This window comes from Nocardia sp. NPDC050175, from assembly GCF_044459885.1.
Lineage (GTDB): Bacteria > Actinomycetota > Actinomycetes > Mycobacteriales > Mycobacteriaceae > Nocardia.
On sequence record NZ_JBITJI010000015.1, the window covers coordinates 243,208 to 262,124 of the forward strand.

The following is an 18,917-nucleotide window of genomic DNA, read 5'->3' on the forward strand; positions in this document are numbered from 1 at the left end:
CCCAGAGCTGCCGGGGTCAGGATCGCACCGGAGTCGACAGCGTCAGGTCGATCGATGCGGGGTTGCGTACGTGGGCCGGGCGGACCTCGAATACCTCGGACAGGAGTCGCCGCGGTGTTGGGTCGATGCCGGGTTCTTCCGGGGCGGTGCCGATGCGGATCACGACCTGTGGGACGCCTGGTTGGGTGATCAGTTCGGCGAGTTCTGCTCTGGTAGTTGTGAGTTCGGTGATGTGGGTGAGGATGCCGGTGGTCAAGCCGCGTGCGGTGCACTCGAGTAGTAGTCCGGATAGTGCTTCGCCGGTATGTAGCCATTGCCCGGGGGAGTCGCCGATGGTGCTGAGCACGACCAATCGTGAGTGGTCATCGAGGTCGGGTCGCCGTGTCGAATACGGTGCGGGCGGAAAGTCACGGCCGACATCGACCCGGGCGGCCTCGTTATCCGAGACGAGGGCGGCTACCGGGACGCCCGCGTACGACTCCGAATGCCCACTCCACCAATGCAATTCATCCTGATAGGCGCTGTCGTGCCGACGTAGCGCGATCACCTGACGGGTGGCGTCGGCCAACCGGGGGCGGTCGTCCTCGGTGATCTCGTCGACCGTCACATGGTGCGGTCGTGCCAGCTCGCGCACCGTGTCGAGAACGCCGGACCAGTCGTCGGGCGCTGCCATCGGCAGTCGATCGGTGTGCCGCAGCGGCATAGCGCGCACCCGGGCGGCTGTCCTGTTCAGCGCTCCGCACCACGGCCGGAACTCGAACACGGCAAGCAGTTCCGGCCGCTCGGGATCGGGCATCCGGGTGGCATAAGCGAACCAACCCATCGAAACGAACGCCTGGCGTGCGTGGTCCAGTGCCGCACCGCAGCTGATTATCAGTTGGCGGCTCTGCGGATCAGCGGCGGGGAGCCGGCGAGCGGTGTCGCGGTACAGGAACAGCAAGGTGCCGTCGAAGACCCATCGCCAAGGTTGGGTGTTGTGCACCGATGGCGCGCGACAGGCGATCGTCAGCGCCGCCCGCACAGTCGGAAGGTCGGGTGTGCCTGAATCGCTCTCCGCATCCATATATCGAGTGTCGACCAACAGCATCCGTTGTCGTGATGGCCTTTCCGCACCGAATTCGGGGCCTATCGTCACCGATTCGGGCATTTTGGTCCGCGTTCACCGCGAGAGGGTCTTTGTCGGGTAGTCGGTCCCTGCCTCCAGGGACCTTCGGCCCTGCCCGGTAGGTGCGCCCGGTGGTGACATGGGGACCGCTGAAATGCCGGACTAGCGTGAAGTGAGCCCATCCATGACAGTGTCCGAACTGAGGTCGACCACGGCGCACACCACGCCGGTACTGGTGGAGGTAACCGTCGCTTTCGGGGATGTGCCGGTCCGGGCGCAAGCGGTCGGCCCCGGCGGGTTCGCGACAACCTTCGCCGCCGAGCGGCTGGATCGGATCCTCGCCGGTGTCACCGCGGGTGAGGTGCGGCCGCGCTGGCCGGATCCGCGGCGACCGCAGCCGGCGCCATATCTGAGCGAGCACGAAGCGGCAGATCGGTTGTGCCGCTATGGCTTGCCGTTCCTGTTCTATCCCGATCCGCGCGATCGTCGTGGCCGGTTGTTCTGTCGCCGCTACGACGGTGACCTCGCGCTGATCGAACCCACCGATTCCGTCGAAAGAGAAAGGTAGGCACCTAGATTGCCGCGTGACCTGATCCAACGCGAAATCCTGACCGAGCTGGAGCCGATCGCCGAAGACTGTGTGCACCGGCATCTTTCGATGACGAAGGACTGGCATCCGCACGACTACATTCCGTGGGAGCAGGGGCGCAACTTCGCCATGCTCGGCGGAATCGACTGGGACCCGGATCAATCCAGGCTCAGCGAGGTGGCCAAGGCTGCCATGATCACCAATCTGCTCACCGAGGACAACCTGCCCTCCTACCACCGCGAGATCTCCGGGAACTTCTCCCGTGACGGTGCGTGGGGGACCTGGATCGGCCGCTGGATCGCGGACAAGATGTCACAGCGCATCGCCGCCGACGAGAACCTGCACATGATCTTCTACCGCACGGTGTGCGGCGCGGCGCTCGATCTCGTGCCGGATCAGGCGATCGAGGCTGTCGACGCTATCGTGCGTAACTTCCAGATGCCCGGCGCCGGCCTGCCGAACTTTCGCCGCCACGGCGTCCTGATGGCGAAACACGGCGTTTATGACCTCCGTCAACACCTGGAGGAGGTGTTGGCGCCGGTGCTGCGGCAGTGGAACATCTTCGGCCGCAACGATTTCACCGCACGTGGTGAGCAGGTCCGGGAGTGGCTCGCGACTTACCTCGATGATCTCGAACGGGTGCGGATTCCTGAATTCGAGGAGCAGCGTGACCGTTTGCTGGCTCGGGAGCGAGCTCGGGCCTGAGCTAAACGAAGGTAAGGATGTCGGTGACCGGGCGGCGCGGCGAGGTCGGCGGTTCTTCTCCGTCCGGCGCCGAGCCGACCCGGATCACAACCTGAGGCACCACCGGGCCGGCCAGCAGACTCGAGATGGTCTTGCGGACGGTGGGCAGTTCGGTGATGTGGGTCAGTGCGCAGCTGGCTTGGCCGGCCACGGTGCACTCCAGCAACACCGCCGACAGCGCTTCACCGGTGTTCAGCCACGCGAGCATCGAGTCGTCCGCGGAACTGAGGACGATCAGTTGCGCCTGGTCCTCGACGTCGCCGCGGCGTGCCGAATGCGGCGCGGACGGGAAGGCGCGACCTACCGGGACACGGGCGGATTCCGCGTCCGAGACGAGCGCGCTGCGCGGCACACCCTCGGTCACATGGGAATGGCCTGTCCACCAATGTAATTCGGTCTGGTACTCCATGTCGTAGCGGCGCAGCGCGGTCGCGTGCTGCGAAGCGATGGCCAGCCGCGATCGCGCATCCGCGTTGAGGACATCGAGTTCGATATCGTGCGGGTTCGCCAGCATTCGCGCGGCGTGCACGAGTTCGTTCCAATTCCGTGGCGGGAGCATCGGCAGCCGGTCGGTGCGACGCAGTTCGATCGCGCGGGCTCGGGCGTGCACCCCGATCGGCGCATCCGGCCACGGGCGGAACTCGATGGCCGCCAGATGATCGGGCTGCTCGGGATCGGGCAACCGTACGGTGTCGGTGTGCCAGCCCCGTTCGGCAAGTGCGGTGCGCAGATGGTGCAGCACCGCACCGCAGCTGATAACCAGCTTCCTGCCGTGCGGATCGGCCGACGCCAGGAGTCGTTCGTTGTCGCGATAAAGGTGCAGGCGCTTGCCGTCGAAAACCCAGCGCCACGGCTGCGTGTTGTGCACCGACGGCGCCCGCCCGGCCAGTCGTACAGCCGCCGTGATGGTCGGTCGATCCGGTACGAACGTTTCGGGAAGAACAACGCTTTCGGTCATACATCGAGTGTCCGTCGACCCGGCAGGCGGCAGATACGGGACTTGCGCCTGATCCGGAGGGTCCAAAGTCACTGCGTCAGGGTCTTGGTGTGCCCGTCGGAAAGGTCAGGGCCGAAGGTGAGCATTAGAAGGGACCTACAACTCTGGATGGTCGCCGTGGCGCGGTCAATGATTGTGGGACGCGACTGCTCCTGTCGGGGGAGTGCGCTATCAGGGCCGCGACTCGATCGTGCACTCCCGTTCGGATGCAGGCGCATCATGACAACATCATCGCGCGGCCAGAGCGGCCAGAGCGGGCAAAGTGGGCAGGACTCAGCCGATCACCGGGTGGAGTGCCCTGACACGAATGGAGTTCGCCGATGGACCTGGCAAATACCCTGGGACGCAAGATAAGTCAGCGACTGTACGCGATCAAGCGCTGGATGTATCGAGACGGGCGACCGGGCGCAGTGGCACGAGTATTGAACTGGATCTCACGCGTGCAGTACTCGGCGGGCCTTCTGTCTCCGCACTATGCCCTGACCTTGGAGGTGGCCGGTCGACGTACCGGCCGTGCGGTGATGCTGCCGGTTGTGGCAGTCGAGTACGACGGCAGCCGGTATCTGGTATCGATGCTCGGCCCGGACGCCAACTGGGTCCGCAACGTCCGAGCCGCCGGCGGCCGGGCCGTGCTGCACCGGCGTGGCAGCGAAGCTGTGCAACTGGACGAAGTCGCGCCCGAAGCTCGTGCCCCCATTTTGCGCCGCTACCTCGCGGTGGCGCCCGGCGCTCGGCCGCACTACCCGATCGATCGCCATGCGCCCCTTGGCGAATTCGAGAAGATCGCCGATCAGTATCCGGTTTTCCGGATCGACCGCGCCGTCTGACCACACCCACATATCGACTGATCGAGCAGGTCGGACCGCGACCTGCTTGCCGAACCGGCCGAGTGGGGGTGCCCGATCGATGTGACGGCCCGACCGTCGGCCCTGGTAGCGCAGTTCGCACAGATTCCGCCGCAGCCCGGCCGCGATGGGTGAGTGCAGCATCGTCAACATCACGGTTGCGCCGAAGCTTGGTGCCTCATATCGAGTCGTGCTCGTCATGTATCAATCGTCGTCATCGAGCGCGTCGTTCGGCAGGACCGAAAGCCACCAACCGCGATTGCCGAGGTCCTTGCCGCGGTGATTGGATCTGCGCGATCTTCCGTGACCGGGGGTCGGTGCCCCTGTCACCGATGCGTTCGGTTCAGGCGCTCGAGTCTCGCCGCGAGTGCGTCGGTGAGCCGGTCCTGGTCGGTGACGATGTCCGGGTCGGCGATAACGGTGATCGACAGGGTGCCCGCGTAGGACAGCACCGCGAAGGTCACCCCGACATTGCCGGGGGTAGCGACCACTGGCACGAGCCCTGCTACTCGATGCCCGGCCAGGTGCAGGGCGGTAGCGGGTCCACGCAGGTTCGTTTCGAAGGTGTGCACGAGGCGTTGATGCTCGATGAAGACCTCGAACATCCCGGTGCGATGCAGCAGCCGGAACACACCGCCCAGCGGCACCGCCGACGAAGCACGGACGGTTGATCTGTTCAGCGCCTTCGACACGGCGACGATATCGGTGAGTCGTGTCGCGTCGTCGTCTATCGCGGGAATCGAGATCGGCCGGACTCCGGTGTTGTTGCCCAGTTCGCTCGGTGCCGCGGCGTGGCGGCCGGAGATCGGCACCGATATCACCAGTTGACGCGGCCGCTCGCCGCGGGCCCGCAGGATATCCAGCACTGCGCCGGTGATCGCGGCGAGCACCACGTCGTTGACGGTGCCGTCCGCGTGGTGTGCGGTCGCGACGACGTCGGCCAGCTCGACCGCGACCCGGGTGGCTCGGCGGCGAGACGAAGTCGGCCGGTTCAAGGAGGTTCGTTCGATCGGGCGCAAGCTGGTCGAGCTGAATCCGAGTTCGCGCAGGCCCGCGAACCCTCGCCGGATATCGACCGGCATGGCGCGAATCGTGTGCAGCCGCTCGCGGGCCGCGTCGGAGGCCATCGCCCATCTACTCGGTGGTGACTGGGGGAAATCTCGGACCGGTTGCACGGGACCCTCGTCGGCCAGTGCCGCTAACACGGCCAAACCGCCGAGACCGTCGGTGAGTACGTGGTGCACGATGACGATCAAGGCGCAATGCTCCGGCGAGATGACCAGGCATGCACGCCACAATGCTCGACCCGGTGGCAGAGGTCGGCACAACATGTCGGTGGCGATACCGAAGAGCTCCGGTTCCTGCGCCGATTCCGGGCGGATGAGCACCTGCAGGTGGTCGTCGAGCACGAATCCTGGGTCATCGACCCAGATGGGCCGTCCACAACCGAAAGGAGTGCGCCGCAACGTTTGCCGGAGTCGAGGTATCCGAGGGATCCGATCGGCGAGCAGTGCTCGGACGTCCTGCGGCGTCGGCGAGGCCGCACTGTCGAAGAGCAGGATCGCGCCGATGTTCATCGGTATCGAAGCGTGGTCGGCGACCAGCACGGTGAGGTCCATCGGACCCGCTCGCTCGATCAGGTCCGAACGCGACCGAGTAGGCGGACCTGGTGTGACAGGCACATGTACTCGTGTCACCGTGTACCTCCGTTGATTACGTTGTCGACGATCCAGTTCGACGGGTGCCGACGCTTCGCATCGAATTCGGGGCGGCTTAAATGCCAGCGATGTCTCGGCGGTCGAACATCGGCAAAGCGGCCTGGTCGATGAGGTCGCGCCAATTCTGTTTGTCGGTGACGTCGTGCCGCTGGAACATGACATTCGGTCCGAGGGCGCGGGTCAGCTCCTTGCCCTCTGGCTCGAGCAGGTCGGCGATGACCACCGCGATGTTCTCTTTGACGAGCGCTTGCACGATGGCGGCGCCGATGCCGCGTGCGCCGCCGGTGACGATGGCGCTTCGTCCAGTGAAACTGTTCACTGTGACAACCTCTCCGGCTGTATTGGTGGTGTCACTAGAGCCTTGCGTGGATCGGTGCCGGGCGAGCCTGGCGAAGGTCCTCAGTGCGCAGGACTATCCGACTCAGTGTCGATTACTCGATCGGAAGTCGGTCGACACGCAGCTAGCCTGCCTGAGCTTCGACCGGACGATCGGCAACCGGTGTTTTGCCGCGTTCGGCTCGCTGCTTGATGCCGATCAGCATCTTGCGCTCCATTATCCAGCTTCCCGGCTCCATGATCAGCCGACTGAACAGCCTTGTCAGCGAACCGGATTCGGGCAGGACGATTCGGTTGCGACTCACCAGACGGGTGCCATCGGCGCTCGGATAGAGCCCGAACGCCCACACCCAGTGTCCGTCGGTGGACGCGAACACCAGAGCTTGCTCGGGTTCGATAGTGACGGCCCGAAGCTTCGGACCGTCCTTACCGAGGACGAAAGTATCGCCGACAGAAAGATTTTGGAACTGCGGAAGGATCTCGTTCGAGCTGTGCATGTTCAGCCCGAGCAGATTCTCGATCCAGTCGTAGGTGTAGGCGCCGCCTCTGCCGGGGCCGAGTTGGACCAGCCACGGCCAGATCGCCGCCGGGTTCGCGGCGATGGTGATCGCCCTGGTCGTAATGATGTCGGGGGCCGCAGGCAACTCGTCACCCGGCATGATGCGAGCGACCTCGTCCGTCGTCGCGCCCCAAGTGAGACACCGACGACGCAGTATCGCCTCGTAGCTCAATGCCAGTGCGGCAAGGTATGTCGTGGTGCCGACCGCGAGGGCTGTCCTTGTTCTCATATGCGTACGGTCCTTCGAAAGGTGGCGTGGATCTAGAGTCGTGCGGCCGCGCCAGCGTCGACTTTGGTCGTTACATCCAGTTCCGGATCGATCTCCGGCGTTCGTAGGTGACGGGCGGTCATTGTTGCGCGGTCCGCGAGACCATCACTTTGAGTGCTCCCGTCTCGCCGGCGCGCGCGAAAACGTCGTAAGCGCTAGGGAATTCGTTCATATCGAAGTGGTGGGTGATCATCGGTGTCGGGTCGAGCTGGCCGGTGCGGATCAGTTGGATGAGGGTGGCGGTGGAGCTGGTGTCGACCAGGCCGGTGGTGATGGTCAGGTCGCGGGTCCAGAGGCGTTCCAGGTGCAGGGTCGCGGGGGCGCCGTGTACGCCGATGTTGGCGACGTGGCCGCCGGGGCGGACGAGATCGACTGCCAGCTCGAAGGTTTCGGGTACGCCGACGGCTTCCATGACGACGTCGGCGCCCAGGTTGCCGGTGAGCTGGGTGATGTGCGCTCGGACGTCATCGCGGCTGCTGTTGAGGGTTCTGTCCGCGCCGAACTTGCTCGCGGCCTGCAGCCGACTGTCGACGAGGTCGACGACCACGATGTGGCCGGGACTGTAGAGCCGTGCGGTCATGATCGCGGCCAATCCGATCGGTCCCGCGCCGATGATCACGACCACGTCGCCGGGACGGACCCTGCCGTTGAGCACGCCTACTTCGTGGCTGGTCGGCAGGATATCGGCCAGCATCAGCATCTGTTCGTCGGTGAGGCCGTCGGGGATCGGGTGGGTGGACATGTCGGCGAAGGGCACGCGCACCGATTCGGCTTGGGTGCCGTCGATCAGGTGGCCGAGAATCCAGCCGCCGCCACCGAGGCACTGACCGTAGCGGCCTTCCTTGCAGAATCGGCACGTACCGCAAGCCGAGATGCACGAGATCAGTACGCGGTCACCGACTTTGCGGGAGCGCACACCAGCACCGACTTCGGTGACCGTGCCGACCGCTTCGTGGCCGAGAACGCGTCCCGGGGTGACTTCGGGGACATCGCCTTTGAGGATGTGCAGATCGGTTCCGCAGATCGTGACCGCGTCGACGCGCACGATCGCGTCGGTGCTGTGCTGGATCTCGGGGTCGGGAACCTGGTCCCAGCTGGGTTGGCCTGGACCACGAAAAGTCATGGCATACATGGGGTTTCTCCTACGGTGGTCGGGAGGTCAGTTCGGTGGGCGGGCGACAATGACCGGGCAGTGTGCGCCGTGCAACACGGCTTGGCCGACCGATCCGAGCGCCATTCCGGCGAAACCGCGGTGGCCGTGGCTGCCGACCACGATCAGCTGCGCGAGTTCGGCGGATTCGAGCAGACACTTGGCCGGGCGCATCTGCGCGATAAGCCGGGTCACCTGAACGTCGGGGTATTTCTCCTGATAACCCGCGATGGCCTCGGCGAGCAGCACCTCGGCCTCCTGCCGCAGATCGATGCGCGGAATGTAGTGGCTGAACCCAGACCAGGTGCGGACCGCGAGCAACAGAGCGTCACGGCGCGACGCTTCGTCGAAAGCGACGTCGAGCGCGAGCGCACCACCCGCGGAACCGTCGACGCCGACGACCACCGGGCCATGCGTCCGCTGTGGTTTGCCGTCTGTCGTCGCGGGGATCACCGCGACCGGGCACAGCGCGTGTCTGGCCAATGACGTGCTCACCGACCCGAGTAGACCCCGGCCGATAGCGCCGTAACCGTGGGTACCGATGACGAGCAGTCGCGCGTCCGCGGACCGATCACGCAGCACCGGAATCGGCGGGGCTTCGACGACAAAAGTCCTGATGTCGATGCCGGCGATTGGTGCGGCCGCTGCAATGGCGGATTCGCGTGCCTTGTCGGTGATTACGGCACCGGCCTGCCGGTAGGCGTCGTAGTCGATGCGGGTGAAGGCCAGGCTGGGGCCGAAGTCCATCGGGACGTCGATCGAGTACACGATGTGCAGCGGCGCGCCATGGCGTGCCGCGTCGCAGGCGGCCCAGCGTACGGCGTCGGTCGCGGCTTCGGAGCCATCGGTGCCGACGAGAACTGGATGGTTGATAGTGTTGGGGGACATCTGCTTTCGGCTTTCTGCGGGGCGGTGATCGGTGTGGCTATCGAGATGGCGCGGTGGCTTGCGCGACGGCCAGGAGTACGGCGGCGAGACGGGTGCGGGCGTCCTGTGCGACCGGACGCAACTCGGGTCGATCGTCCGCGCCGAGCATCCGGTCTGGGTCGGCCGCTTCAACGACAACGCTGTCGGCGTCGGCGCGGATCACGACGTTGCAGGGCATCAACAGGCCCACCTGACGATCGATATCGAGGGCTTCTCGCGCGAGGGCGGGGTTACAGGCGCCGAGGATGAGGTAATCCGCCATCTCGACACCGAGTTCCGCCCGCAGGGTCGCCCGGACATCGATTTCGGTCAGCACGCCGAACCCCTGCTCGGTCAACGCGTTTCGCACGATCGACACGGTCCGGTCGAACGGCGCCGCGACGCGCACCGCGAGTTCGGCGGGGACGATGGGGATGCGGATCTCGGTGAGTAGCTCGGCAGGATCGAGTACCTCACTGGGTGCGACCAGGTACACCTCGGTCGGCGGCCCGGCCTGCTGGAACATCGAGGTGTCGAGCCACGCGTAGAGGGCGCGGTAGGCCTCGCCGATCTGGTGGTAGCCGCCGCGATGGGTGGTGTGCGCGAACAAGAAGGGGTCGTTGTGCCGAAGCCCGGCCTGCTCGTCGGGATCGTCGAGTGGTCCCGCTGTCATCGGGAGCTCGAATTGGACCTCAGTCGATATGCCGGACCCGCATCTGCCAAGATACGTCGTGGTTGGCGGTCCGGACGGGACGAAACCGGTCGTGGCACCCAGATCGTAGAGTGCCCGCATGCCGTTGCGGATGTCGTCTCCGGCGTCGTCGGGGTAGACGTTACGGTGCAGTTCGAGGACTGTCTGCGCGGCCGAGTGATCGACCAGAATGTGGTAGCTCATTGTCGGCCGGTCGATTTCAGACGCGGTGCGCGAGGTGGTCGTGCTCGACGTGGGCGAGGCGTTCGGCCCAGGCGCGGGCCCGTGCCAGTTCGCCCGCGCTGAGCGGTCCGGTCATGCCGTCGACGAGGAAGTCCATCGGATCGCCGACAAGCTCATACCGCAAGCGCCGCAATCGTTTACCCACACCGTGCGCGGCAGAACCCGGCAGCCAGGACGGCTTCGCGATGTTCGTCCCGAACGCCGCCGCTCGGCTGCCTGCTGGTACGGGAAGCGCCGCGTCGAGCCATTCCCGAACGCCGATGTCGATCACGACCGGCGCGTCGGTGCGTCCGGCGGCGTCGCGCCGGGTTCGCTGCCTGCTCAAGCCGAAAGTGTGCGTCGGTGCGCCGACCACCAGCAGATCGACCGACGGTGCGGACACGTTCGCGGCCGCGGCGACGTTGAGCACCTCGACGGTGCCGTAGGTGCGTAGCCCCGCCGCGATGGCCTCGGCGACAGCGGCGGTGTTGCCGAACATGGATTCGTAGACGACCCGTGAGTGCATCTCGTTCTCCTCATCTACCTGTGGAAGCTGTTGACTTCGACGCTACGTTCGCGTTGTCGCAGCGCACAGTGCCGAACCGACGCTTACCGAAGGACCTTCGGCCACCAGCGTTCGGGGAAAGGCGCGGCACTGCGAGCAGGTCGGGCCACTCGGCAGGGCACGGGTGACCTTCTTCTCTGTCCGCGTGCGAGGTTCAGCGCAATGCTCGAAGAAAGACGGTCGACGCCGCCGACAACGCGCTGAACGGCCATGCCGGAGAACCAAATCAGCCGATCACAGAGGACAAGCGATGATGTATTGGTATGAGGACGGCCCACAGGGGTGGATGTTCGTCCTCATGATTCTGGTCGTGGTCCCGCTGTGGGTCACGGCGATCATCGCGATCATCGCGATCGGCAGGTCCGCCAGCACAGCGACGGCGGCGACGACGAGGCTCTCGCCCGAGGCTCTGCTGGCCGAACGGTTCGCCAGCGGTGATGTCGACGAGTCCGAGTACCTGCACCGTCGCGCCGTGTTGTGTCCGACTGCCGCGAAACCGGTCGGCTCGGTCCGAGTCAACCACTGATCTCCCTATCGAGGAAGAGTGCCCGATGTCTATCGAAAGTCATTCGCCATCAACAGAACTCAACCCACCGATCATCGCTGCCGTCGACGGCAGCGCGAGCTCGGCCCAGGCCGTGGCCTGGGCCGCGGTCGAAGCAAGGTTGCATCACTGCCGACTGCACCTGGTCACCTCGATGGCGATCCAGGCCGGCTTCGGACCGGGCATCTCCCTGGCTGAAGCTGACTTGGCGTGGAAGCGCGACGACGGCGAACAAATCCTCGTCGAGGCCACCCGGATCGCACACACCGCGGCACCGGGCGACGAATCGCAGATCACCACCGAGCTGTCGTTCGAGCTGGTCATCCCGATGCTGATCGAACGGTCCGCACAGGCGCGGATGCTGGTCGTCGGTAGCCGTGGGATGGGTGCGTTCCAGCGCGGACTGCTCGGGTCGGTCAGCACCGCGACCACTCAGCATGCGCATTGCCCGGTCGCGGTGATCCACGGGATGTCGGCAATCGACGCGGTCTCAGCGCGTCAGCCGGTACTCGTCGGAGTCGACGGCAGCAGTAACAGCGTTGCGGCCCTGGAGCTCGGCTTCGAGGAAGCCTCGCGCCGCAAGGTCGGCCTCACCGCGCTGCACACGTGGAGCGATGTCAGCGGACAAGACTCGACGGCCGCGGGTTGGGAAGGCGCGCAGGACTCCGCGCGGGCCGTCCTTGCCGAGAGCCTCGCCGGTTACGCCGAGCGCTACCCCGACGTCGCGGTACGCCGAATCGTGTTGGCCGACAGTCCGGTTCGCTCACTGCTGGATGAATCAGCCAACGCCCAACTGGTCGTCGTCGGTAGTCACGGGCGTGGCGGATTCGCCAGCATGGTGCTCGGTTCGACCAGCAACGCACTGCTGCATTCAGTTGAGGTGCCGATGATCGTCGTCCGTGAGCGCTGACGAACGCTCTATGCCGCTGACATCGCCGATAGATGGAGCTGTCGTCGGGCAGGGCGCTGTCGCGCGGTCACACGACTACGCTGTAGACGTAAGTCGTAGACACCCTGTACGCGACTGCGCTACCAGCAGTGCTGGAGTTGCCATGATCGTCCTTGCCGCTGCACAGGGTTTACCACTGTCCCGTGGTGTCCAGCATCGGACGGTTCGCGAAAACGCCTCTGCTGCAACATTTCCGAGTATCAGGCCGGTTGCCTTCTGGCCCTGGCGAACGCCGGCGTCGGTAGCGTCGGTGAACAACGGATCACCGTCCGCTCTACGATGACCGCCATCGAGGCCGTGCGCCCGGACTCACCCGCAACCGGAATCGTGTCCGCTGCGGCAATGTCCAGCACCGAGTTGCTGGAGCAGCTCGGCACCGATATCGGTGCGGGTTTGTCGAGCGGCGAAGTCGCGCGTCGGCAGGCGCGATGGGGGCTCAACGCGGTGTCCTCACACCGCGCCCGTCTGCTGCTGGTGCTCTGGCATCAGGTGCGCTCGCCGCTGCTCGCTTTGCTGTTGGCCGCGGCGTTCGTCTCCTTCTTCCTTGGTGAACGCAGCGACGCGCTGGTCATCAGCGTGATCGTCGCGCTGTCGGTCGGACTAGGGGCGGTGAACGAGTATCGGGCCGAGAAGGCCGCGGCAGGCTTGCACGACCAGATCCACCACCAGACCGTGGTGATCCGGGACGGCCGGCCAAGCCAGGTCGACGTGACCGACCTGGTCCCGGGGGACATCCTCGATCTGCGGCTCGGCGATATCGTCGCCGCAGACCTTCGGCTGCTGGAGGTCACGGGCCTGTCCTGTGACGAATCGGTGCTGACCGGGGAGTCGTTGCCCGTCGACAAGACCATTGACACCGTGCCCGCGCACACTGCGTTGGCCGAGCTGTCCGGATGTGCGCTGATGGGCACGGTGGTCAATGCGGGTAGCGGTCGCGGGCTCGTCGTTGCCACCGGGGCGCGCACCGAGTTCGGCAAGATCGCCGCGGGACTGAACACCCATCCACTCGACACCGAGTTTCAGGTTGGACTGCGCAAGTTCTCGATGCTGCTCGTCTACGTGGCCGGGGCGCTGACCACGTCGATATTCGTGACCAACATGGTCCTGCACAAACCGGTGATGGACGCGCTGCTGTTCTCACTGGCGATCGCGGTCGGGATCACCCCGCAACTGCTCCCCGCGGTGGTGTCGAGCAGTCTTGCCGCGGGATCGCGGCGCATGAGCCGGCGCAAAGTCTTGGTCAAACGGCTGGTGTGCATCGAGGATCTCGGCAACGTCGATGTCCTGTTCACCGACAAGACCGGCACCCTCACCGAGGGACACATCGACTTCACCCGCGCGATACCGGCAGCAGATGCCGACCCCGACAGCGTGCTGCGGTGGGGACTGCTGTGCACCGAACACAGCGGAGAACCCGGCGACATCGTCGGCGGAAACCCGCTCGACCAAGCACTGTGGAACGCACCTGAAGTCAAGGCCCAGCAGTCCGCCCTGGCGAGCTACACCAGACTCGGTGTGCTGCCTTTCGACCATCAACGCAACATGGTCTCGGTCCTGGTCCGCGACAGTGCGGGCCGGTCGACCCTGATCACCAAAGGCGCACCCGAAACAGTGTTGCAACGATGCATCGAGGTGCCCGCCGCCGCACGCGAAGCACTGGCCGCGGAGTTCGCCGCAGGCAACCGCGTGGTCGCCGTCGCCGCCCGCCCTGCCCGCGATCAGCAGCCACCGACAACTCGCGACGAACACGACCTGCGATTGGTCGGGCTGCTGGTATTCCTGGACCCACCCAAAACCGACGCCGCCGCCGCACTGCGCAGGCTGGCGACGTTGGGGATTTCGGTCAAGGTGGTCACCGGCGACAACCCGGCCGTCGCGTCGAAGGTCTGCCGCGATCTCGGACTCGGCAAAGGCGTACTGACAGGTGCTGAGGTCGATGCACTCGATGACGCCGCGCTCGCCCTCGCAATTCCGGCAACGACCGTGTTCGCCCGCATCAGCCCCGCGGCGAAAGCCCGGATAGTGCGGGTCCAACGCCTCAGCGGGGGAGCTGTCGCGTTCCTCGGCGACGGCGTCAACGACGCGCTCGCACTGCACGCCGCCGACGTCGGCATCTCCGTGGATTCGGCCACCGACGTCGCCAAAGACGCGGCCGATGTGATCCTGCTGGAAAAGAACCTCGACGTACTCGCCGACGGTGTCGGCGAGGGACGCCGCATCTTCGCCAACACCATCAAATACGTCCTGATGGGTACGTCGAGCAACTTCGGCAACATGTTCTCCGCCGCGGGCGCCTCGGTGTTCCTGTCGTTCCTGCCGATGCTGCCCTCGCAGATCCTGGTCAACAACCTGCTCTACGACACCAGCCAACTCGCCATCCCGACCGACCAGGTCGACGAGGAACAACTGCGTCGCCCCTCGCACTGGGATATCGGTTTCATCCGGCGCTTCATGATCTTCTTCGGTCCACTGAGCTCGGTGTTCGACTTTCTGACCTTCGCGGTCATGCTCGGGATCTTCCACGCCGGGCCGATGGAATTCCGCACCGGCTGGTTCGTCGAGTCGCTGGCGACCCAGACCCTGGTGATCTTCGCGATCCGTACCCGCCGGATACCGTTCTTCCGCAGCCGTCCCAGCGTTGCGCTGCTGCTGGCGGCGTTCGGCGTAGTCGCGATCGGTGCCGTCCTGCCTGCCACGCCGCTGGCTCATACGCTCGGGTTCAGTCCGCTGCCCGGTCTGTACTTCGCGGCACTGGCCGCCATGGTTGTCGGCTATCTCGTGCTCATCGAAATCGGTAAGCGCATCTTCTATCGCATGGCTGCCGTGACCGTCACACCGCGGCGCAGGCGCTACAGCACGAGCCGTTCGCTGCGCCGCCGCGCCGCCCGATTCAGCACTGCCGCAACGCGATCCGCGTCGGTGGCGGCCTACACCTGAACAACGATCCAGAGGAGGCCACCGTGCCGTCCATCCATCTTGCCGAGAACCCCACCCTGACCGTTGATGAGCTGAAGCTGATCGACGCCTACTGGCGAGCGGCGAACTATCTGTCGGTGGGCCAGATCTATCTGCTGGACAACCCGCTGCTGCGCGAACCGCTGCGCGCCGAACACGTCAAACCACGGCTGCTCGGACACTGGGGGACAACGCCGGGCCTCAATTTGCTGTACGCGCACATGAACCGCGTCATCAAAGCACGAAACCTCAACGCGCTGTACGTGACCGGACCCGGGCACGGGGGACCGGGACTGGTGGCCAATACCTACCTGGAGGGCACCTACAGCGAGGTGTACTCCGCGATCAGCCAAGACGAGGACGGCATGCGGGCACTGTTTCGGCAGTTCTCCTTCCCCGGCGGGATTCCGAGCCACGTCGCACCCGAGACACCAGGGTCTATTCATGAAGGCGGCGAACTCGGTTACGCCCTCGTGCACGCCTACGGCGCCGTCTTCGACAACCCGGATCTGTTGGCACTGTGCGTAATCGGCGACGGCGAAGCCGAGACCGGGCCGCTCGCCGCGAGCTGGCATTCGAACAAATTCCTCAACCCGGTGACCGATGGCGCGGTGCTGCCCGTACTGCACCTCAACGGCTACAAGATCGCCAATCCCACTGTGCTGGCACGTATCCCGGACGAGGAGCTGGCCTCGCTGATGCGCGGTTACGGCCACACCCCGTACTTCGTGGTCGGCGACGATCCCGCCGAGGTGCACCAACAACTCGCCGCGACCCTCGACAGAGTGTGCGACGACATCGCGGCCATCCAGCGCGACGCCCGCGCCGGCACCGGCTCGGCGCGCCCATCGTGGCCGATGATCGTCCTGCGCACCCCGAAGGGCTGGACCGGGCCGAAAGTGGTCGACGGTCTCCCGGTCGAGGGCACCTGGCGCGCGCACCAGGTGCCACTGGCGAACACCCGAACCGACGAGGGACACCGGGCGCAGTTGGAGCAGTGGATGCGCAGCTACCGGCCCGAGGAGCTGTTCGACGCCACCGGACGGCTCGTCCCGGAACTGACTTCCCTTGCACTGCAAGGCGTTCAGCGGATGAGCGCCAATCCGCACGCCAACGGCGGCCGGCTGCTGCGCGACCTGTCCATGCCCGACTTCCGCAACTACGCCGTCCCGGTCGCGCATCCCGCGGTCGAGTCCAGCGGGGCGACCGGGGTCCTCGGAGAATTCCTACGTGACATCATCGCCGCCAACCCCGACCGATTCCGGCTGATGGGTCCGGACGAAACAGCGTCGAACCGACTCTCGGCGGTCTTCGAACGAACCGATCGGGCCTGGGACGCAAGCACTGTGGCCGGAGACGACCATCTCGCTCCCGACGGGCGAGTCATGGAAGTGCTCTCCGAACATCTATGTCAGGGCTGGCTGGAGGGCTACCTGCTCACCGGGCGGCACGGATTGTTCAACTGCTACGAGGCGTTCATCCACATCGTCGACTCGATGTTCAACCAGCACGCCAAATGGCTCAAAACCACCAGGGAAATCCCGTGGCGAGCCCCGATCGCCTCACTGAATTACCTACTGTCGTCCCATGTTTGGCGTCAAGACAACAACGGATTCTCGCACCAGGACCCAGGTTTCATCGACCACGTGATCACGAAGAAAGCCGAGATCACCCGGGTCTACCTGCCGCCGGACACCAACACCCTGCTCTCGGTGGCCGATCACTGCCTGCGCAGCCGCAACTACGTCAACCTCATCATCGCCGGAAAGCAACCCGCACTCACCTACCTGACCATGGACGAAGCCATCGCCCACTGCACCAGAGGACTCGGAATCTGGCCGTGGGCAGGCACCACCGACGGCGAACCCGACGTCGTACTCGCTTGCGCAGGCGACATCCCCACCCTCGAAACACTCGCCGCCGCAGACCTACTCGCCACCCACCTTCCCGAACTGAAGGTCCGGTTCATCAACGTCGTCGACCTGATGCGCCTGCAACCCGACAACCGACACCCCCACGGCCTGTCCGATCGCGACTTCGACGCGCTGTTCACCGCCGACAAACCGGTGATCTTCGCCTTCCACGGCTACCCGTCGGTGATCCACCAACTCACCTACGCCCGCACCAACCACCACAACATTCACGTGCGCGGATACAACGAAGAAGGCACCACCACAACACCATTCGACATGGTGATGCTCAACGAACTCGACCGCTTCCACCTCGTCATGGACGTCATCGACCGCGTTCCATCCCTCGGCAGCCGGGTAGCGATCCTGCGCCAGCAAATGGCCGACGCCCGCCTGTCCGCCCGCGCCTACACCCGCCAGCACGGCGAAGACGACCCCGCCATCACCGACTGGACCTGGCCCCAGCGGCCGATATCCGAATCACCGCAGGTGAAATGAGCTTCCAGGCTTGCGACGTGAAGCCTCTCCGGAGGCGCAACCGAGAACGGTCCCTATGTCTAACGGCCGGCTGATCCATTACCCGAAAAGGTGAACTGTGACCAGTGCATACGCCCAAACCACGATGGAACTGGGGTGTATCACCGAGTTACATCCACCTGGCCACGCACCAGCACCAGCACCAACCCGATCAGCGGACCTGCTCGGCGAGATCGCCTGCAAGACAAGAGGCCAGCCTGCCACACTTCGGCTGTGACGATCGAAGCTCGGGACCGGAAGATCCTCTGGGCGCGCTCCCATAACTCATGCGCGATCTGTAAGCAGCCCCTGGTGGTGGATGCGACAGAAACTGACCGGGAATCCGTCGTTGGCGACGAAGCACACATCGTCGCCCAATCAAGCGGCGGCCCGCGGGCAAGTCTGATCCCTACCGCCGACCTAAACAAGTACGAAAACCTGATTCTCCTATGCAAGGTGCATCACAAACAAATAGATGATCAGCCGGGGTCGTACACAGCCGAACGTCTACGGCAGCTGAAGGCAGAACACGAGCGATGGGCCCACGAGAAGTTCGACAACCCTGCAGCGGAAGGCGGCGGCTCGGTAACCGAAACAAACGCGCTCGAGGTGTTTCCTTATGTGCCGAGAACGCAGTCCGAGATTGACTACGTGATCTGCAACCGCCCATGGTCATGGGAATTTCTACTCTATGCGGGGCATCTCCAGATCGGCCTCGAAGAGATCAGATCGCGCAAGACTGTGTCACGGCTATATCCCTTAACATCTATTGAGAACGGGCGTGGTTCTTCCGCATACGCGGTGGCTTCATTACGAGATTTGAAGGCCATGGTGAATGGTCTCGAACTGGCTTTCGAGGTAAAGGATCAGGTGGAAGCGTTTGGGCGCGAGGGGATGTCCGGCGACTTCAGGCTGATCCACGGGATGGCTCGCCGAGTTCTCTCGGTTTACAAGCAATTTCTCGAATGGTCTCAAAACGCGAGAAACGTGACTGGACCCCGGAATATCCGACGCCTGCTAACTAGCGTCAGCAAGCTCGCCGATCGACCGATTCATGATATCGAGACTTGGGTCATACAGCTTGTGACCGAGGTGGAGAGGGTTCTCCACAATCCAGCCGCAGGAACGGGCAAGAACTTTGTCATCACCGCGACATGCAAAGTAACCCTCGATGAGGACCTCCTCGACGATATTTTTAAGGAGCAGAGTCGCATTTATGGAATTACGTAGCTTGAAAATAGACTAGACGTACGCGTCGAGCCTGAGGGGTATGCGTGGACCATGGCTCATTGAGCTGCAGAACGTTGAGTAGCGGCTTATGCAGGTCGGCCTGCCGTAGCGGGTAGCC

17 protein-coding genes are annotated in these 18,917 nt (G+C 64.7%); 8 read left to right on the top strand and 9 right to left on the bottom strand.

Annotation, left to right across the window (positions count from 1 at the left end):
- Positions 1-16: 16 nt before the first annotated feature.
- Positions 17-1,063: an Acg family FMN-binding oxidoreductase gene (locus ACIBK2_RS38370; RefSeq protein WP_396974880.1), complete on the bottom strand. Its 1,047-nt coding sequence runs from the start codon at positions 1,061-1,063 to the stop codon at positions 17-19.
- A 226-nt stretch (positions 1,064-1,289) separates the two neighbouring features.
- On the opposite strand from ACIBK2_RS38370, the gene ACIBK2_RS38375 reads away from it, so the two are divergent.
- Positions 1,290-1,673 (top strand): hypothetical protein, encoded by a 384-nt coding sequence (locus ACIBK2_RS38375; protein WP_396974881.1) that lies wholly within the window; start codon positions 1,290-1,292, stop codon positions 1,671-1,673.
- 9 nt (positions 1,674-1,682) lie between these two features.
- A complete protein-coding gene (locus ACIBK2_RS38380) occupies positions 1,683-2,399 on the top strand; it encodes an acyl-ACP desaturase (protein WP_396974883.1) in 717 nt (238 codons plus the stop codon).
- A gap of 1 nt (position 2,400) precedes the next feature.
- Here the strand turns inward: ACIBK2_RS38380 and ACIBK2_RS38385 are convergent, their stop codons facing one another.
- On the bottom strand, positions 2,401-3,396 hold the full coding sequence (locus tag ACIBK2_RS38385; RefSeq protein ID WP_396974885.1) for an Acg family FMN-binding oxidoreductase: 996 nt from the start codon (positions 3,394-3,396) through the stop codon (positions 2,401-2,403).
- A 359-nt stretch (positions 3,397-3,755) separates the two neighbouring features.
- Here ACIBK2_RS38385 and ACIBK2_RS38390 point away from each other — a divergent pair, with 359 nt between their 5' ends.
- Positions 3,756-4,262 (top strand): nitroreductase/quinone reductase family protein, encoded by a 507-nt coding sequence (locus ACIBK2_RS38390; RefSeq protein ID WP_396974887.1) that lies wholly within the window; start codon positions 3,756-3,758, stop codon positions 4,260-4,262.
- A 344-nt stretch (positions 4,263-4,606) separates the two neighbouring features.
- Here the strand turns inward: ACIBK2_RS38390 and ACIBK2_RS38395 are convergent, their stop codons facing one another.
- The 7 genes from ACIBK2_RS38395 to ACIBK2_RS38425 all read right to left on the bottom strand — a co-directional run bounded on the left by ACIBK2_RS38395 (position 4,607) and on the right by ACIBK2_RS38425 (position 10,656).
- Complete coding sequence (locus tag ACIBK2_RS38395; protein WP_396974889.1) at positions 4,607-5,899, bottom strand: wax ester/triacylglycerol synthase domain-containing protein; 1,293 nt, start codon at positions 5,897-5,899, stop codon at positions 4,607-4,609.
- Positions 5,900-6,053: 154 nt separating this feature from the next.
- Positions 6,054-6,317, bottom strand: coding sequence for an SDR family NAD(P)-dependent oxidoreductase (locus ACIBK2_RS38400; RefSeq protein ID WP_396974890.1), 264 nt, complete (start codon positions 6,315-6,317; stop codon positions 6,054-6,056).
- 142 nt (positions 6,318-6,459) lie between these two features.
- Positions 6,460-7,122 (bottom strand): SRPBCC family protein, encoded by a 663-nt coding sequence (locus ACIBK2_RS38405; protein WP_396974892.1) that lies wholly within the window; start codon positions 7,120-7,122, stop codon positions 6,460-6,462.
- A 118-nt stretch (positions 7,123-7,240) separates the two neighbouring features.
- Positions 7,241-8,293 (bottom strand): zinc-dependent alcohol dehydrogenase family protein, encoded by a 1,053-nt coding sequence (locus ACIBK2_RS38410; RefSeq protein WP_396974894.1) that lies wholly within the window; start codon positions 8,291-8,293, stop codon positions 7,241-7,243.
- Positions 8,294-8,320: 27 nt separating this feature from the next.
- On the bottom strand, positions 8,321-9,199 hold the full coding sequence (locus ACIBK2_RS38415; protein ID WP_396974896.1) for a universal stress protein: 879 nt from the start codon (positions 9,197-9,199) through the stop codon (positions 8,321-8,323).
- A 37-nt stretch (positions 9,200-9,236) separates the two neighbouring features.
- Complete coding sequence (locus ACIBK2_RS38420; RefSeq protein ID WP_396974898.1) at positions 9,237-10,112, bottom strand: DUF302 domain-containing protein; 876 nt, start codon at positions 10,110-10,112, stop codon at positions 9,237-9,239.
- 16 nt (positions 10,113-10,128) lie between these two features.
- Positions 10,129-10,656: a flavodoxin domain-containing protein gene (locus tag ACIBK2_RS38425; protein ID WP_396974899.1), complete on the bottom strand. Its 528-nt coding sequence runs from the start codon at positions 10,654-10,656 to the stop codon at positions 10,129-10,131.
- 289 nt (positions 10,657-10,945) lie between these two features.
- Here ACIBK2_RS38425 and ACIBK2_RS38430 point away from each other — a divergent pair, with 289 nt between their 5' ends.
- From ACIBK2_RS38430 to ACIBK2_RS38450, 5 genes are all read left to right on the top strand, one after another.
- Positions 10,946-11,221 (top strand): hypothetical protein, encoded by a 276-nt coding sequence (locus tag ACIBK2_RS38430; RefSeq protein WP_396974901.1) that lies wholly within the window; start codon positions 10,946-10,948, stop codon positions 11,219-11,221.
- A gap of 25 nt (positions 11,222-11,246) precedes the next feature.
- Complete coding sequence (locus ACIBK2_RS38435; protein WP_396974903.1) at positions 11,247-12,149, top strand: universal stress protein; 903 nt, start codon at positions 11,247-11,249, stop codon at positions 12,147-12,149.
- 318 nt (positions 12,150-12,467) lie between these two features.
- The gene (mgtA, locus tag ACIBK2_RS38440) at positions 12,468-15,125 is read left to right on the top strand and encodes a magnesium-translocating P-type ATPase (RefSeq protein WP_396974905.1); all 2,658 of its coding nucleotides are present in this window, start codon (positions 12,468-12,470) and stop codon (positions 15,123-15,125) included.
- Between the two features lie 23 nt (positions 15,126-15,148).
- Entirely contained in the window at positions 15,149-17,551 is a 2,403-nt protein-coding gene (locus ACIBK2_RS38445) for a phosphoketolase (RefSeq protein WP_396974907.1), read from the top strand.
- A 252-nt stretch (positions 17,552-17,803) separates the two neighbouring features.
- On the top strand, positions 17,804-18,799 hold the full coding sequence (locus ACIBK2_RS38450; protein WP_396974908.1) for an HNH endonuclease: 996 nt from the start codon (positions 17,804-17,806) through the stop codon (positions 18,797-18,799).
- Positions 18,800-18,917: the final 118 nt, after the last annotated feature.

Excerpts from the sequence above, each read along its gene's own strand:
- ACIBK2_RS38370 (WP_396974880.1), bottom strand. The coding sequence starts at position 1,063 with ATGGATGCGGAGAGCGATTCAGGCACACCCGACCTTCCGACTGTGCGG.
- ACIBK2_RS38430 (WP_396974901.1), top strand. The coding sequence starts at position 10,946 with ATGATGTATTGGTATGAGGACGGCCCACAGGGGTGGATGTTCGTCCTC.
- ACIBK2_RS38395 (WP_396974889.1), bottom strand. The coding sequence starts at position 5,899 with ATGGACCTCACCGTGCTGGTCGCCGACCACGCTTCGATACCGATGAAC.
- ACIBK2_RS38390 (WP_396974887.1), top strand. The coding sequence starts at position 3,756 with ATGGACCTGGCAAATACCCTGGGACGCAAGATAAGTCAGCGACTGTAC.
- mgtA (WP_396974905.1), top strand. The coding sequence starts at position 12,468 with ATGACCGCCATCGAGGCCGTGCGCCCGGACTCACCCGCAACCGGAATC.
- ACIBK2_RS38375 (WP_396974881.1), top strand. The coding sequence starts at position 1,290 with ATGACAGTGTCCGAACTGAGGTCGACCACGGCGCACACCACGCCGGTA.
- ACIBK2_RS38405 (WP_396974892.1), bottom strand. The coding sequence starts at position 7,122 with ATGAGAACAAGGACAGCCCTCGCGGTCGGCACCACGACATACCTTGCC.
- ACIBK2_RS38420 (WP_396974898.1), bottom strand. The coding sequence starts at position 10,112 with ATGAGCTACCACATTCTGGTCGATCACTCGGCCGCGCAGACAGTCCTC.
- ACIBK2_RS38415 (WP_396974896.1), bottom strand. The coding sequence starts at position 9,199 with ATGTCCCCCAACACTATCAACCATCCAGTTCTCGTCGGCACCGATGGC.
- ACIBK2_RS38435 (WP_396974903.1), top strand. The coding sequence starts at position 11,247 with ATGTCTATCGAAAGTCATTCGCCATCAACAGAACTCAACCCACCGATC.
- ACIBK2_RS38425 (WP_396974899.1), bottom strand. The coding sequence starts at position 10,656 with ATGCACTCACGGGTCGTCTACGAATCCATGTTCGGCAACACCGCCGCT.
- ACIBK2_RS38385 (WP_396974885.1), bottom strand. The coding sequence starts at position 3,396 with ATGACCGAAAGCGTTGTTCTTCCCGAAACGTTCGTACCGGATCGACCG.
- ACIBK2_RS38410 (WP_396974894.1), bottom strand. The coding sequence starts at position 8,293 with ATGTATGCCATGACTTTTCGTGGTCCAGGCCAACCCAGCTGGGACCAG.